General features: G+C 64.0%; 11 protein-coding genes. 1 reads left to right on the top strand and 10 read right to left on the bottom strand.

Annotated features, from left to right (window positions below; all coding sequences use genetic code 11):
* Positions 1 to 3: 3 nt before the first annotated feature.
* The 10 genes from QXZ85_RS21685 to QXZ85_RS21640 all read right to left on the bottom strand — a co-directional run bounded on the left by QXZ85_RS21685 (position 4) and on the right by QXZ85_RS21640 (position 13,599).
* Positions 4 to 765 (bottom strand): SDR family NAD(P)-dependent oxidoreductase, encoded by a 762-nt coding sequence (locus QXZ85_RS21685; RefSeq protein WP_315767926.1) that lies wholly within the window; start codon positions 763 to 765, stop codon positions 4 to 6.
* Entirely contained in the window at positions 762 to 1,379 is a 618-nt protein-coding gene (locus QXZ85_RS21680; protein WP_315745143.1) for an HD domain-containing protein, read from the bottom strand. The genes QXZ85_RS21685 and QXZ85_RS21680 overlap by 4 nt, the downstream gene beginning before the upstream one ends.
* Complete coding sequence (locus QXZ85_RS21675; RefSeq protein WP_315767925.1) at positions 1,376 to 2,821, bottom strand: aldehyde dehydrogenase family protein; 1,446 nt, start codon at positions 2,819 to 2,821, stop codon at positions 1,376 to 1,378. The genes QXZ85_RS21680 and QXZ85_RS21675 overlap by 4 nt, the downstream gene beginning before the upstream one ends.
* Before the next feature lie 16 nt (positions 2,822 to 2,837).
* Positions 2,838 to 3,440 carry an HD domain-containing protein gene (locus QXZ85_RS21670; protein WP_315705901.1) on the bottom strand — a complete coding sequence of 201 codons (603 nt, stop codon included), beginning with the start codon at positions 3,438 to 3,440 and terminating at the stop codon, positions 2,838 to 2,840.
* Positions 3,441 to 3,496: 56 nt separating this feature from the next.
* Positions 3,497 to 5,305 (bottom strand): PEP-utilizing enzyme, encoded by a 1,809-nt coding sequence (locus QXZ85_RS21665; protein ID WP_315705902.1) that lies wholly within the window; start codon positions 5,303 to 5,305, stop codon positions 3,497 to 3,499.
* Positions 5,306 to 5,361: 56 nt separating this feature from the next.
* A complete protein-coding gene (locus QXZ85_RS21660; RefSeq protein ID WP_315767924.1) occupies positions 5,362 to 6,441 on the bottom strand; it encodes a PEP/pyruvate-binding domain-containing protein in 1,080 nt (359 codons plus the stop codon).
* Positions 6,442 to 6,507: 66 nt separating this feature from the next.
* Complete coding sequence (locus tag QXZ85_RS21655; protein WP_315705904.1) at positions 6,508 to 7,761, bottom strand: cytochrome P450; 1,254 nt, start codon at positions 7,759 to 7,761, stop codon at positions 6,508 to 6,510.
* Positions 7,762 to 7,953: 192 nt separating this feature from the next.
* Positions 7,954 to 9,453 carry a bacterial transcriptional activator domain-containing protein gene (locus tag QXZ85_RS21650; RefSeq protein WP_315705905.1) on the bottom strand — a complete coding sequence of 500 codons (1,500 nt, stop codon included), beginning with the start codon at positions 9,451 to 9,453 and terminating at the stop codon, positions 7,954 to 7,956.
* A gap of 155 nt (positions 9,454 to 9,608) precedes the next feature.
* A complete protein-coding gene (locus tag QXZ85_RS21645) occupies positions 9,609 to 11,570 on the bottom strand; it encodes a hydantoinase B/oxoprolinase family protein (protein ID WP_315705906.1) in 1,962 nt (653 codons plus the stop codon).
* Positions 11,571 to 11,574: 4 nt separating this feature from the next.
* Positions 11,575 to 13,599: a hydantoinase/oxoprolinase family protein gene (locus tag QXZ85_RS21640; RefSeq protein WP_316168324.1), complete on the bottom strand. Its 2,025-nt coding sequence runs from the start codon at positions 13,597 to 13,599 to the stop codon at positions 11,575 to 11,577.
* A gap of 253 nt (positions 13,600 to 13,852) precedes the next feature.
* Between QXZ85_RS21640 and QXZ85_RS21635 the strand changes: the two genes are divergently transcribed.
* Complete coding sequence (locus tag QXZ85_RS21635) at positions 13,853 to 14,305, top strand: hypothetical protein (RefSeq protein ID WP_315765863.1); 453 nt, start codon at positions 13,853 to 13,855, stop codon at positions 14,303 to 14,305.
* Positions 14,306 to 15,343: the final 1,038 nt, after the last annotated feature.

The raw sequence follows: 15,343 nt of genomic DNA, 5'->3' as shown, positions 1-15,343 counted from the left end.
TTCCTAGATGAACTGCCGGCCGCCATCGATGATCAAAGTCTGGCCGGTAACGAAGGTCGCGGCAGGCGAAGCGAAGAACAGGGCGCCGCCGACCATGTCGTCGACATCGGCTGCGCGCTTCAGCGCTCCCCTGGAGACGCCATATTCCGCAGCATTCTCCATCAAGCCGAGGCTGGCTTCTGTGAGGGTGAAGCCGGGGGCGATGACATTGACCGTGATCTTGTCATCGCCCAGCTCACGCGCCAGCGCGCGCGTCATGGCGATGACGGCGCCTTTCGACGACACGTAGTGAAGCCACATCGGCGAGCCGCTCATGACCGTCGCCGACGACACGTTGACGATCGCGCCGCCGCCGGCGCGGCGCATCAGCGGCGCCACGGCCTTGCTCATCATCCACACACCCTTGACATTGACGCGCATCACCCGGTCCCATTCGGCCTCGGGTATCGCCTCGAAGCCGCGTCGTTCGAGTCCGGCATAGATGGCAGCATTGTTGACCAGTACGTCGACGCCTCCCATGCGCGCCAACGCTGTTTGCGCCAATGCTGCAGTGGACGTCTCGTTCGCGACGTCGACCTCTGCGGCATGTGCCTTGCCGCCGCGGTCGCGGATCAGCCGCGCGGTTTCCTCGACGCCGCTGAGGCGGATGTCAGCGGCGACGACCTCGGCACCTGCCGCGGCGAAGGCGAGTGCGAATCCGCGGCCCAGCCCGCCGGCGGCGCCGGTGACGATCACGCGTTTCCCAACCAGTTGGATCGTACTCATGCAGGAACCTCGATGTGCAGGAGATCCGCCATGAACGCGGACGCGACGCCCTCCGCGATCAGCGCCTGAGCCATGCCGGCGCCAGCGTCGGTCAGCATCGACGGCAGCACGAAGCTCTCGAGCATCGCGAGCGTCTCCTTCGGCGGGGTATCGAACCAGCCGCCGATCGTCGCGATGCCGTGAGCGGTGAAGCGCCACAGCTTGTCGGCGTCCTTCATCAGCGCATCCTCGCGTGAGATCGCAGATTTTCGCGTGTCATGCCCATCGATGATCGCAAGGATCGCATCGGCCTGCAGCCAGGGAAACGCCAGTTGCGAGAAAGCCTTGGCCGCGATCTTGACGCCCTCGATCTCATGGGCGCGCTGCAACTCTGGATATTTGGGATTGGGGCCGACCGCTGCGGCGAGCTGCTCTGGCGGGAATTTCTTCCAGCCGACGTCGTGCATGAGGATCGCGGGCAGGACCACGGAGGCGTCCGCTTCGGGATGAATCCGCAGTAGCGCCTGGCCAAGACGATAAGAGATCAGGGTGTGCTCGTCGTTGGACCGCACATCCAGCCATGGCCGCGCGGCAAGCCAGATCGGCAGATCCTGTTCGCGCAGAAAGTGCGTCATCGCAGCTCCGCGTCGTAGGTGAGGTAGATCGTCTTGTATTCGAGATAGTCCTCGACGCCGTAGCGGCCCTTCTCGCGGCCGATCCCGCTCTGCTTCATGCCGCCGAACGGCGCGCGCTGGTTCGATCGCTGGATGTCGTTGACCCAGACCGAGCCGGCTTCGAGGCGCTCGGCTAGGGTCAGCCCCGTCGCGAGGTTGCGCGAGAAGACGAAGGCGGCCAGTCCATAGACCGTCGCATTGGCGAGCCTCACCACCTCGCTGCGATCGTCGAATGGGGCAACGCCGAGCACCGGCCCGAAGGTCTCCTCGGTCATCACGAGAGAAGAGGGGCCGGCATCGGCGATGACGGTCGGCGGCAGGAACCAGCCCTTGTCGTAGATCCCGCCCGTCAAGCGGGCTCCGCCGGTCAGCACAGTCGCGCCGTGGGCGCGGGCATCGGCGATCTGTCGCTCGCTGTTGAGATAGATCTTTTCGTTGATCAGCGGGCCGAGCGCGCAATTCGAAGTCAGGCCGTTGCCAACGTCGAGCTGCGAGACCTTGTCGACGAGCGCATCGAGAAACGCAGCGTAGGCCGCGCGCTCGACATAGACGCGGTTGACGCGATAGCAGAACTGGCCGGAATTGGCGAAGGCGTGACGCGCGATCGCCGCAGCGGCGGCGCCGATATCGGCGTCGGCGCAGACGACGGCCGGGCATTGGCCGCCGAGCTCGAGCGTGACGCGCTTCATCGTTCCCGCTGCTGCGGCGGCGATGGCCTTGCCGGCCCTGGTCCCGCCGGTGAAGGCGATCTTGCGCGGCGTCGGATGCTCGATCATCTGCATGCCGATGTCGGGGCCGCGGCCGGTGACGACGTTGAAGCAGCCGGCCGGAAAGCCCGCCGTTCGGAAGAGTTCAGCGAGCCGCAAGGTCGACAGCGGCGTCTCCTCGGCTGGCTTTGCGACGACCGTGCAGCCGGCCATCAGCGCGGCTCCGAGCTTGAAACAGAGCAGCGTGACCGGATAGTTGAACGGGGTGATGGCGACAACGACGCCGACCGGCTCGCGGGTGATGATGATCTTCTCGCCGGCCATGCCCGTCAGCGGCATCTCGGCATGCAGGCGCTGGCCTTCCTCGGCATAGACGTCGAGCAACTCGGCCGAGCGCCGGATTTCGGTGATCGCGCCCGCCAGGGGACGGCCAAGTTCTCTGGTCAGCAGACGGCCGAGTTCGTCGGCCGCCTCGCGCATCAGCCCGGCGGCGCTCTTCTGCAGCCGCGCACGCTCGGCGACCGGCGTCGCCTTCCAGGTCTGGAAAGCCGTCTCGGCCGATCGGATCGCGGCATCGACATCCGCGCGGCCGGCATCCGGAACGCTATCGATCGTCTCGCCCGTCGCAGGATCGAAGACGGCGAAGGTCGCGCCGCTGCGCGCCGCAACCCAACGGCCGTCGATGAAAATGTCCATGTCCGCGGCCTCTGGTTCAAATCAGATCGAGCATCAGCGCTGCCCGGGTCTTGTCCAGTGCCTCCTCGGCCATCAGCCGTCCGGCCTCGGTCTCCAGCAAGGCAAGCTGCGTCGTCAGACGCGTCGCATATTGGTGCGGCGTCATCTTGAACCAGTCGCAGGCGACAGCGACACCGGTGGTCGTGAAGCGCCACAGCTTGTCGGCGTCGCGTACGATCCTATCGTTGAGGGAGCGCGGGTAGGGACGGGTGTCGTGGCCGTCGATGATCTCGGCGACCGCAACGATGACCGGCTCCGGCCAGTCGGCCTGCTCCAGCACCTCGCGCGACATGCGGACACCTTCGCTCTCGTGCAGGAAGCGCACGTCGGACTGCATCATGTTGGGGCCGAAGCCCTTCTCGATGATGTCGTTCATGTCGATCGAGTACCAGCCGATGTCGTGCAGGATGATCGCGAGTGAAACGATGTCCTCGTCCGCGTCGGGGTAATGCTCAAGCAGCCTGCGGGCATAGGCATAGGACAGCGGGATGTGAACGTCGTTCTTGCGGGCGCGCATGTATGGCTCGCTGATGCGCCAAACTTCATCGTACCGGCTGCCGATCTCGGGCCTGTCGAGCATTGCAATTTCCAATCTTGCGGGGGAAGGCCGGCATCGTCGACCTTCCTGTTTCGGGGTCAGGACAGAACGGTCACTTCGCCGGTCGAGCCGTTGACGCGCAGCATCTGTCCGTTCTTGATCGAGGAACTCGCGCGACCCGTGCCGGTGACGGCAGGCAGGCCGTATTCGCGGCACACGATGGCGGCGTGGGACATCATGCCGCCGATATCGGTCACGATCGCGTTGATCTTGCCGAAGATCGGCGCCCAGCTCGGCGCGGTGACCGGCGCGACCAGGATCTCGCCCTGCTCGATCTGGCCGAGCTCATCAGCCGACCGCACCACGCGGGCGCGACCTTCGACGATGCCGGGGGAGGCGGCCATGCCGGAGAGCTTGGTGGTGTTCGCGGCGCCATCGAGCCAGCGGCCGATGCTCTCTGTGGTGATGCCCCAGAGCATGATCGTGAACGGCTCGGTGATGACATCGGGCGGATTGTTGAGCGCGGGCTGCGGCGGCGTCGTCGCCAGCGCGGCAAGAATCGTCTTGCGCCGCTCGATCTCGGGCGGCCAGTAGGTCGGACCGATCGCCGGTGCGCCGACCGCCCAGCCATTGCCGTAGTCGAACAGCGCGTCGCGGACTTCCTGACGGTTCAGATAGAACAGGTCGTCGGCGTCCTTCCAGAAGCCGGCATCGCGGAAGATGGCGCCGAGCTCGCGCATCTTGCGCCAGAACACGCTCATCGACCAATGCTCGATATAGAAGTTGTGGTTCTCGACATAGGGAAACACGGTGCGGGCGAGACCGAGCTTACCCTCGAAGGCGGCACGGGCGTCCGTATCGAGCATGTCGGCATATTCGGACGTGATCCGGTCGCGCTCCTTGGCGATGGCTTCGGTCGGCCGCTCGATTTCCTCACCCCGCTGCACGCGGACGATGTAGTCCCTGATGTAGCCGAGCGGGATGTCGAGATGCTCGATCCAGTACTTGTCGGTCGAATAGAAGCCATTGCCGGAGGTAAAGTTGAACCAGGGATCCTGCGCCTCCTTCCAGGCCTTCAGCCATTCGGCGCCGTTCGGCGCATCGCTGACGGCGGCGAGCGCTTCGTCCACGGATCCGCTCTTCATCGCGTCGGCCACACCGAGCTTCACCGCGAGCTTGGCGAGCTTCTTCAACTCGTCGTCGGGACGAAACAGGTCTACCTCGACACCCTGCACCATCTTGGCGATGGCCTGGTCCGGAATCGTGGGGAACTGGCCCTTCATGAAGCTGAAGAAGTCGAGATAGGCGGCGTAGCCAAGGTTCAGGAACTCGAAATGATACTGCCAGGTCTTGTAGAGCAGCTGGATGGCTCGATCATAGGTCTCCGTCAGCGCATAAGTGTTGTCGAGGCCGACGCCGCCCGTAATCCAATCGAGCGGCACGGCCTCGGGCAGCGGCTCGAAGTTCAGCGCTTCGAGCTCGGCGATGTTGGCGCGGACCTTCTTGTCCCAGTTTGCGAGCAGACGGTCCCAGTTCTGGAAGTAGTAGCCGGCGCGCTCCATGAAATGCGGCACGCGGCCGCCGATCAGCTCGGGCGCAACGGCAACCGGGCTCATGTAGCAGTAGCCATTGTGGATGCGGTATTCGACGCCATTCGCCGGCGGGATCAGGTAATGCCGCGTGTTGTATTGACCGAGGCACTTGACTGCGAATTCGACCGTGACGGCGTCGAACGGCTTGAACGGGCTCGGCCAGTGCTGCGAGTCGCAGAACCAGAACTTGCCGTCCTCCTTGTCGCGCAGGCTGTTCTGGAACTGAAGGTAATAGGGGTAGAGCGTCTCCCAGCCCTCGGCGCCCACAGGCGTCTTCAGATCATAGGGACTTGGAAATTTCGCATGCGCTGTCATGGATGTTTCCCCTGCTTGGTGTTTTCTCTGTTTGTTGTTTGCTTGCTTGGTGACGATCACCGCTTGGCTTGAACCGGGGCCAGCAGCGTCCCCAGCACGCCCGCGATTCCGGTTTCGTAGATGGCGGTCGACTGCTTCTTCTTCTGGCTCCAGACGGTTTCCGGCCGGCTCTGCAGCGCGACGAGGTTCTCGTCATCGGGGAGATCTGCATCGATCGCCCATTCCACATCCTGTGGGCAGCCCATGCTGCGCTCCAGTGACTTGGCGAGCTTGGCCACGGCGAGGACCTGCGCATTGCTCAGGGAGGGCAGGGTGCGGCGCTCCGGCGCAATCACGCGCTCGACGGTTCGGCGCTCTGCGCGATCAGCCACGAGCTCGAAATCCTTCTCAGCGATCCGCTGCTTGGTCACCTGCAGAAGCACCTTCTCGACCACGAAATTGTCGGGTGTGATTTCTCCTGAGACCACCGGCTCACCGAGCCCGAAGGCGGAATCGATCACGATCTTGGTGCGGTCGCCATTGATCGGATCGAGCGTCATCGCAACGCCCGCGGCGCTGGCATTGACCATCTTCTGGACGCCGACCGACATCAACACGTCGATCTGGCCGAGCCCGTTCTCGGCGCGGTAGGAAATGGCGCGGGCATTGAAGAGGCTGGCCCAGCACGCCTTGACCTTCTCGACCACGGCGTCCTCGCCGACCACCCAGAGATAGGTGTCCTGCTGGCCGGCAAAGCTGGCGTCGGGCAGGTCTTCCGCCGTTGCGGACGAGCGTACCGCGACCGGCAGCTGGCCATCGGGCGACAGGCGACGATAGGCCTCGCGGATCGACTGCTCGACCACGCCCGGCATCGGCTGCGCCAGGATTGCGTCGCGGATCTCGTGCGACAGTGTCTCTTCGTCATCGACATCGTCGAGCACGATCCGCGACAGGCGCTCGCGGATCGTTGCCTCGAGGCCGTTGCCTCGAAGATGCAGGGCGTAGGCTGCGGTCGCAACCGCAAATCCCGGCGGTACGCGGACGCCTTGCGCGATCATACGTGCCAGGCTTGCGCATTTGCCGCCGATGCGCGGGAAGTCGTCCTCGCGTGCGGCTTCGAACGGCACGATGAAGGATGCGGCTGCGTTGGCGCACATGCGTTTGTTCCCCACCTTGTGATCCGGATCGACTCCGGACTTGTTGTTGCTTTCGACCGCGCGCGGTCAGACGTCCCATTCGATACGCAGGGCCGTCGGCACGCGAAACGAGATGTTGTGAACGAAATCGATCTTCTGGTCCGCTGCGAGGCGGAGGCCGGGGAGCCTGCGGGTCAGTTCACCCAGGGCGATCGCAAATTCGATGCGTGCCAGCTGCTGGCCGACACAGGTGTGAATGCCGTAGCCGAACGCCAGATGGCTTCTCGCATCGGAGCGCCGGACATTGAAGCGGGTGGGATCGCTGAACACAGCCTCGTCACGATTGGCAGAGCCGATCAGCAAGAGGATGTTGGAGTCCTTCGGCACCGGGACGCCACCGATCTGGGTGTCCTTCAGGGCGCGCCGGCGCCAGGCTACGATCGATGGGCTGAAGCGCAGGGATTCCTCGACCGCGTTCGGAATGAGCTGCGGTTCCGCGATGATGGCTTCCCAGTTTTCGCGCCGCTGCAGCAACTCCCGCATGCCATTGGCCATCAGCGTCGTCGTGGTCTCGTGTCCGGCGAACAGCGCGCTGTAGAGGACGCCGGCGATCTCCTCGTCGCTGATCTCGGCACCTTCGTTCTGAAGCCGAACCAGATCGCCCGGCAAATCGTCGCTCGGGTCGTCATGGCGCAGGCGCACCAACTCGCGGCAGTAATTCCAATACTCGACCATGTTGCGCGCGTGGCCGACCTGCTCCTCGTCGCTCAGGTCGCCCCAGGTCAGCAGCGCGCGGCTGACGGCCCAGGACTTCACGCGCGGCACGTCCATGTTGGGAATGCCGACCAGCTTGAATAGGACCAGTGCCGGCACGTCGTAGGCGAATTCGCGGAAGAAGTCGGCATGGCCGCGATCTGCGAAGGCATCGATGGCTTGGTTGACGATGGCCTTGATCTCCGGCTCGATCGCCCTGAACCGGCGCGGCCCGAAGCAGCCCTGAACCAGCTTGCGAATGCGGGTGTGATCGGGCGGCACACGGGCCGACAGGCCGGAATAGGCCGTGAAGCCGCCCTCACGCATGATGCGCTTGCCTTCCTCGCACATCGGACGCAGCGGCGCCTGCGCGTTCTCCGAGGAGAAAGTCCGCCAGTCGTCGAACACGGCCTTGATGTCGGCGTGGCGCGCGACCACGAAATAGTTCAGCTCGTCGGAGAAGAATACCGGCGCCTCGGCCCGCGCCCATTCGTAGAACGGGAACGGATCGCGCATTTCGAAGGGATCGAAATCCTTTGCGGCGTCGCCAAAGGGGCATCGCGCCAGCTGAGCAGCCGAACCGGGCATATCATCCTCCCATTCGCCGCCCGCGATGGCGACGTTGTTATGGGCACACTCTAAGCGGCGGCCTTTGGGTTTTCTTTAGTCGGTAACTCTATGGCAAATTTGGATAAATCGTCAATGTGCGGGCGCACGGCGTCTTTTCCAGCTTGCGAACTCGGGACAGCGAGCGGCCTTTCGACGCAGCGAATGGGCCGCTCAAGCCGTGAGCTTGCGGTGCAGCTCCTGAAGCGAGGCGCTCTTCGGCCGGTCGTCGAAATGCTTGAGCGAGTCGAGATAGAGCTTGAACTGGCGGTCGATCGCCTCGCGTCGCCCCTGCGCCTTGAACACCTGCATGGCCTCGGCATGCGCCATTTCGCACAGCGGATCGATCGCGAGCGCTTTCTGGCAATGCGCAAGCGCGGCAGAATAGTCGTTGCGTTCGAGATAAATCCGCGCCGCGTCGCGCTGGACCTTGAAGAACATGTCACGCAGCCAGTAACGCTTGCTCCAGCACCAGTCGCGTTCGCCATCGTCGGCATACTCGACCGGAATATCCTCGAACAGGTCTCCGGTGTAGAGACGATCCGCCGCCTGCAGGCAGATCAGCGCCTCGTCGCTGGCACCGGCCTTGATATGGCCCTGCGACTGGCGGCACAATTGTTCGAAGGTCGAGATGTCGAGCCAGCTGCGCTCCGGCGGCACCAGCACATAGCGCGAGCCCTCGCGCCGGATGTAGTTGCGGCCGTCCTCGCGTCCGCTGGGCTGGCCGAGCGCCAGCCGCAGGTAGCGGACGGTGTGATAGAGACGGTTGCGCGCGGCCTCGATGTCCTCGGCATCGGGCCAGAGCAGATCGGCCAGTTCGTCGGTGCCGGCGCCGTGGCCGCCCTTCTGCAGCAGATACGCGAATAGCGTCTTGGTCTTGCGGGTGGCGCCGCCGGGCGGATCCCAGTTCACCTGGCTGCCGTCATTACGGTAGATCCGCAAGCGCCCGAAGCATCTAATCTTCCAGCGGTCGCGGCTGTCGAGATGAATGGTCCCGGTTTCTTCCGCCGACCGGCGCAACAACCACATGGGATCGGCGCCCTCGGCCGCATGCAGCGCCGCGGCCGAGGTGTCGATCCGCAATTCCGGCGCGATCGCGCCGAGCCAGAAGTCGACCTGCTCGCGCAACGCGCCGCGCGTCTGCAGCCGCGAGGGAAGCCAATGCGGATTGTCCACCAGCCCGCCGCTGGTCAGGATTTGCGGGTGGCCGCGCAGCGCCACCAGCAATTGCTCGTCGATCAGCACACGGCGATTGTAGAGCGAGGCGATCGAGAGTTCGGACTGCCGCGCGAGTGCCTCGGCCAGCGCCGGCCAGCCCTCGAAATTCGCCGTCGCCGAGTTGGTCTCCAGGCCCCAGCTCATGTCGACGACGAGCAGCGCAGGGCCTTGATTGCGGGTTGGCGACATCCACTTCTCGATCCGCGCCCCGACGTCGCGAAACGAGATCGGCACCTGCAGCAGCGCCATCTCGTTGAAGCTCTTGCCTTCGACGAGACCGATCTTTTTGACGTGTCTTGCGAGCTTCTCGACGCGTGCAATCGCATTCGCGTCGGCCGCGATTGCGAACAGGCGGCAGGGTTGTGCAACCGTCTGGTAAAGTTTGAAGAAGTCCGCAAAAAGCCGCTTTTGCTGCGTTGCAAATAGCGCGAGGTTGACGGATCGGTTTTCAGCCATGGGTATTCAGCCGCGACAACCTCATTGGGATCGGCAGACTGAAGCAGTCTAAAAGCGGCTGTCAACGCGATGCAAGCCTTTGTTTCCCAAGCTTTCCTCACAAGGCTCGAAGCAGTTCGCTCGGCTATTCATCGGCTCGGAAGCCGCGAGCTGCGCTAATTGTCGTTCCACATCGCGACCGATCGTCGCTCGAACATCTCGCGGAACTGACGGGTCGATTCCGGAAGCAGGGCCCCGCTGCCCCAGTCGAGGATGACGGCGTGCTGGCGGACCGCGTCGAATGCGTCGATCTCGCCATTTCGATAACGCTCGGCGACGATCTCCGGATCGAGCCTCGCATTGTGGATGCGCTCGGCCTTGACCTTGGCGCGCAGCGCTTCTGTCGCGGATAGATCGACCACGTAGTCGCAAAGCTCCGCGTCCACGGTCTGGACCACCACGCCGTAATCCTTGGCGGCGCGATCGACCGAGACATAATCGTCCTTGATGTCTTCGAGCACGAGGTTCGGGTCGCGTGCGAGCGGATCGCCGAAGCCGCCGCCGCCCGCCGTGGGGCGAGAGAACACGTCGCCTTCGCCGAGCGGCACGTCGGAAAAGATCGAGCCCAACCGTTCCTCAGCATCAGCGCCGGCACGCTGCAGGGTCAGGCCATGCGGCATGGAGGGCAAGCCGCCCTCGATGCCCCACACCACCGCGCGTTCGCGGTCGCAGATGTAGGAGATGACAGTCTTTTCGGCCTCGAGCATGCGCGAGGTCTTCACCACGCCGGCGCCGCCGCGCCATTTGCCGGGTCCAGGGGAGTCGGTGAGGATCTCGCATGCCGTGGTCAGGATCGGGTTGGCGCGCTCCTGGCCTTCGACCGGCTGCGACATCAATCCGGTGCCGAAGCAGGCGGTGGTGACGTTGCTGCCGTCCTTGCCGTTGCGGCCGCCCCAGCCGCCGGGCAGCCAATCGTAGAACATGAAGATCGGCTTGTCCGGACTGCGCGCGTCGAGCCCGCCGGTGAGCAGATATTCGAGATTGAAGGCGCAGGCGAGCGCGCGCTCCGGCATCAGCTTCGACCACATCTCGTAGATCGAGTTCATGATCTTCTCGAACGGCATCAGGAAGCCGGTGACCGCGATCGGCCATTTGGCGTCGACGATCGAGCCTTCCGGCGCGATGATCTCGAAGCAGCGGTAGAAGCCGGAATTGAGCGGCAGGTCGGGGAAGAACGTTTTCATGCCGGCCGCGACGGCGGAGAAGGTGGCGCCGAAGGCCGAATTGTAGATCGAGCCGATCGTTGGATGGCTGCCGGTGAAATCGTAGATCGCCTTGTCGCCCTTGATCGTCATCTTGATCCGGATCGGGATCATGCCTTCGCCGCCGGCCGGATCGCGGTCGATGAAGTCGACCGTCTCCCATTCGCCGTCGGGCAGGGCGGCGATGCGCTGCCGCGCCGAGCGCTCGACATAGTCCTGCACCGCAGCGAGCCCAGTCTCCACAGTGTCGCGGCCGTATTTGTTGACCAGGCGCAGGATCTCGCGCTCGCAGACCTGGGTCGCCTGCGCCTGCGACTGGATGTCGCCGATGATCGAGGCCGGATCGCGCGTGTTCGACGCGATCAGGTGGGCGACATCCTTGCAGAAGCGACCGCGGTCGAACAGGCGCACCGGCGTGATGCGCAGGCCTTCGCGGAACATCTCGCGTGCGGCGACGTCGAACGAGCCGGGCACGCTGCCGCCGACATCCGACCAGTGCCCGTTGGACTGGCTGAAGGCGATGATCCTGCCGTCGGCGAAGATCGGCCGGATCAGGCGCACATCGGAGAAGTGCGTGCCTCCGGCATAGGGATCGTTGATGGCGAAGACGTCGCCTTCGTGCATGTCGCCCTCGAAGTGACGGATCACCTCCTGGCAGGTGAAGTGCAGGGTGCCGACGTGAACCGCGATATCCTGGTTGCCCTGTGCGGCGCATTCGCCCTTGGCATCGTGCAGCGCGCTGGAGAAGTCGTGGTTATAGATGACGAAGGAATAGCAGGTCCTCAAGACCTGCTCGCCCATTTGGTCGACGCTGGTGATGAAGGAGTTCTTCAGAACCTCGAAGGTCACGGGATCGAGCGCGAGATCTTGCGTCATCGCCTCACTCCTTCACGCTGATGATGATGTTCAGATATTTGTCCACCTCCGCCTTGGCGCCGGGCGGCACCACGGTGGTCGCGTCGATCTGCTCGACGATGGCAGGGCCGCGGAAGGTGAAGCCGCATGGCAGGCTTCCGCGCTGGAACACCGGAGTGTCATGGGCCTCGCCGTCGAACCAGACAGGACGCCGAGCCACCGGCTCCGGCGTTACGCCGGTCGGCTCATGGACGGCGAACTCCGCTTTGGGCACGATGCCGACCGCCTTCAGGTTGAGGCGGAAGAAGCTCACCGGCGCGCTGTCGCGGCGGAAATTGTATTCGCGCTGGTGCTCGGCGTGGAAGCTGGCGACGAGATCGGCGATCGCGCCGATCGGACGTGGCGCGTTCACCGCGAGCGAGCGCCACTGGCCGCGATACATCATGTCGATGGAACGCTGCAGGACGATGTTCTCGGGAGCGACGCCCTCATGGGCCAGCCGATCCAGGGCTTCTTTTTCGATCGCGGCAAACTGCGCTTCGATATCGGCGGGATCGGCTTCCGCTGCGTCGACCATGCAACTCTGCGAGAAGTCGTGCTGCATGTCGACCAGGAGACAGCCGAGCGCGGAGGTCACGCCCGGATTGGGCGGCACGATCACGACGGGAATCGCGAGCTCGCGGGCGACATCGACCCCATGCAGCGCGCCGGCGCCGCCGAAGGCGACCAGGGCAAAATCGCGCGGATCATAGCCGCGGCTGATCGAGATCAGCCGGACGGCATCCGACATGTTGGCGTTGGCGACCTTGAGGATGGCGTCTGCGGCCTCGTGCAGGCCGAGTCCGAACGGCTTGGCGACGCCGTCTTCGACGGATTGGCGGGCGAGGGCAGGGTCGAGAGTCACCTTGCCGCCGGCAAGGCTGGTGCCGAGGCGACCGAGCGTGACATTGGCGTCCGTATTGGTCGGCTGCGCATTGCCGTTGCCGTAGCAGGCCGGACCCGGATAGGCGCCGGCCGATTGCGGCCCATTGCGCAGCGAGCCCGCGGGATCGGTCCAGGCGAGAGAGCCGCCGCCGGCGCCGATGGTCAGCACCTCGATGGAAGCGAAGCGGATCGGATAGCCGAATTCGACGTACCAGTCCTTGGTGATGCGCGACTGGCCCTCATAGGCCAGCGAGACGTCGGTCGAGGTGCCGCCCATGTCGAGCCCGATCGAGTTCGGATAGCCGCACAGGCTGGCGATGGTGCGGCTGGCGATGGCGCCGGCGGCAATTCCAGAGCCCGCAAGCCGTGCGGCAAAATCCTTGACGCTTGCCGGCGTCATCACGCCGCCGCCGGTGTGGAGCAGCAGGAGGTCGCGGGTATAGCCCTCGTTCGCCAGGCGCTCGCCGAGCCGGCTGGTGTAATCGACGACCACCGGGCTCACCACGGCGTTGGCGACTGTGGTTGAGAAACGCTCGTGCTCGAAGATCTCGGGTAGCACCTGCGAGGAGATCGAGACCGGAATCTCGGGCATTGCTTCCAGCAGGATGTCGCGCATGGCGCGCTCATTCTCGCCGTTGAGATAGGCGTTCATGAAGCAGACCGCGACCGCGGCGACGCCGCGGCGCTTGAGGATGCGGGCGACCTCGCGCGCGGCTTCGATATCGAGCGGCTCGATCACGCGGCCGGCGGCGTCGACACGCTCGGGAACGGTCAACCGGTCGCGGCGCGGCACGTAGGGCCTGACCACGTCCTTGTAGGTGTCCCAGAGATCTTCCTTGTTGGCGCGACGGATCTCGATGACGTCGCGAAAGCCCTTGGTGCTGACCACGGCGGTGCGGGGCAGGCGGCGGGTGATCAGGGCGTTGGTCGCAACGGTCGTGCCGTGCGAGAACAGCGCGACCTCGGCAAGGTCGATGCCGGCCTTGGAGACGCCGTCCATGATCCCGTCGATGGGATCTTGCGTCGACGCCGTCTTCTCGACCCGGATGAGGCCGGTCGCCTCGTCCATGATACAGATGTCGGTAAAGGTGCCGCCGACATCGACGGCCACGCGGAGAGTCTGCACGATGCGAGGTTCCTTCGAACGCGGGATCGTAAAGATTATGGACATGCGGTGGCGGCCGCGCTTGACGCTGAGTGCAGGATGTTTTGCGTCAGAGCGCAATCGATTGCCGAAATGACGAGTCACGGCTCTCCGCAGATTCAGGCTCACATCGCGGACAGCATCGGACATGAGATCACGTTCCCGCGGCGTTGATGCCCGAGTTGTGCGTTTGGAGAGGCCCTTCGAAAGATCGAAAGGGCGCAGGGAATGCCGGATGCTGGCCGCACCCATGGCCCGCCTGCAACAAAGAAAGCAGGCGGCAGTCACCACAGGTCAGCCGAAACAATCCGGCATTCCCTGCGCGATGGTTTTACGCTTATACGTGGTCTCCCCGGGGACCGGCTCGATTGCCCCCGTCCACGTGAAGCAAAGCTTCATCGCGTTGCGACAATGCGCTGTCAGCGCATTGCGCAGGCCTCAGCACCGGGAGGCCAGGACCGCACGACTTCACGTCCGCATCGATGTTGTTCGTCGGCGCGAGCAAATCACGCTGCAACCCGACACGGCCACCGCAACCCGCCTCGCGCATCGTGACGACCGCGCGTACGCCCCTTCTCATCGAGGCGGGATGGACATAGTCATACACGATTTCTGGAAAAACGAAATAGAAAAATTTCGTCGGCGGGGGGCGCTTTGCCGTTCGGCATTGAAATCTCTCGCGAAATGAATGTTTACGCGCAGGCGGTTTGTCGCGTTTCCGCCGATGCTGTGCGGCGAGGTCGCGCAATCATGGTGAGGTGATTTGCCCGACAACGCGGAGCGGGGCCATCTCGGACCTTCCGGCCTGCGGCAGAAGTGTCCGCTATCAGGGTTCAACCGGAAAATGAGCTGCTGGTGATCCGAAAAGCGGCCTTTGACCCGCACCGGACCTTCCCTCGCTGACCAGTTCACGTTCGGATAAGACTTGCAGACTAGGTTGAGCTGACTGAGCCAAAACACGCATTTGGACAATTCCATGGTCGCGCTTTGGCACGAAGCGCTCCTTGCATTTGCCGTCACCAGAGTCGGAATATGCCAAATTGGATCGGACTTCTCTTTCTGTTGGCTCTCGCGTCAACGTCTGTTGCTGGCCCTGCCGTCGCGCAAGAGGACCTCGAGGGCGCCTGGCAACAAATCGAGTCGAATGCCGGCTCTTGCCCGAGATGTTGTGTCTCGATTGCGCAGAAAGGCACGTCCCTGGCCGTTGTGGCAAATAACGGGTGGTCAGCCGTGGTTGGTGTCGAAGGAACTGCCGGCCCAATCGAAGCGATGGGGACGGGCGAATGGGCACCAGGAAAGACGGGCACGACGGCTGGCAGGCCATTCAATGTGACCTTTCGCTTAGTGGATCAACGTCTCTACATGTCTATGCGCGTTGAGATGGGAGATGGTTCACGACGCATCATCAAGGCAGTGTTCGGACGGGTGTGGTTCGGAGCTTGAGATAAGCCTCTCGTAGTCGCTCTTGGCCCGTCCCGGACGTTCCGGCTTGCGCACGCCATGTTGGCTCCGGGGCTCAACCGGAAGCGAGCAGTCGGGGGACCGATAGGCTGCCTTTGACCCATTTCTGACCGTCCGGCCGACGCCCAGGACGTCCGCTCACACGGCTCGGCCGGAAGTAAGTGATCGGAGAGCCGGTCGGGCGCTTTTGACCCTGGCTGCGTGAAAACGACGAGTCAGATAGAGATCGTCTCGGGGTTTTCGGAGACGACCGATGCGACGGTTC

Origin of the sequence: Bradyrhizobium sp. SZCCHNGR1005 (assembly GCF_032489995.1) — a bacterium.
Lineage (GTDB): Bacteria > Pseudomonadota > Alphaproteobacteria > Rhizobiales > Xanthobacteraceae > Bradyrhizobium.
The sequence above is the reverse complement of the archived record's forward strand: the minus strand, read 5'-3'. Positions and strand labels throughout refer to the sequence as shown.

What these genes read in the sequence shown, in the direction of transcription:
- QXZ85_RS21685 (WP_315767926.1), bottom strand. Translation starts at nt 765, where the DNA reads ATGAGTACGATCCAACTGGTTGGGAAACGCGTGATCGTCACCGGCGCC.
- QXZ85_RS21680 (WP_315745143.1), bottom strand. Translation starts at nt 1,379, where the DNA reads ATGACGCACTTTCTGCGCGAACAGGATCTGCCGATCTGGCTTGCCGCG.
- QXZ85_RS21675 (WP_315767925.1), bottom strand. Translation starts at nt 2,821, where the DNA reads ATGGACATTTTCATCGACGGCCGTTGGGTTGCGGCGCGCAGCGGCGCG.
- QXZ85_RS21670 (WP_315705901.1), bottom strand. Translation starts at nt 3,440, where the DNA reads ATGCTCGACAGGCCCGAGATCGGCAGCCGGTACGATGAAGTTTGGCGC.
- QXZ85_RS21665 (WP_315705902.1), bottom strand. Translation starts at nt 5,305, where the DNA reads ATGACAGCGCATGCGAAATTTCCAAGTCCCTATGATCTGAAGACGCCT.
- QXZ85_RS21660 (WP_315767924.1), bottom strand. Translation starts at nt 6,441, where the DNA reads ATGTGCGCCAACGCAGCCGCATCCTTCATCGTGCCGTTCGAAGCCGCA.
- QXZ85_RS21655 (WP_315705904.1), bottom strand. Translation starts at nt 7,761, where the DNA reads ATGCCCGGTTCGGCTGCTCAGCTGGCGCGATGCCCCTTTGGCGACGCC.
- QXZ85_RS21650 (WP_315705905.1), bottom strand. Translation starts at nt 9,453, where the DNA reads ATGGCTGAAAACCGATCCGTCAACCTCGCGCTATTTGCAACGCAGCAA.
- QXZ85_RS21645 (WP_315705906.1), bottom strand. Translation starts at nt 11,570, where the DNA reads ATGACGCAAGATCTCGCGCTCGATCCCGTGACCTTCGAGGTTCTGAAG.
- QXZ85_RS21635 (WP_315765863.1), top strand. Translation starts at nt 13,853, where the DNA reads ATGCTGGCCGCACCCATGGCCCGCCTGCAACAAAGAAAGCAGGCGGCA.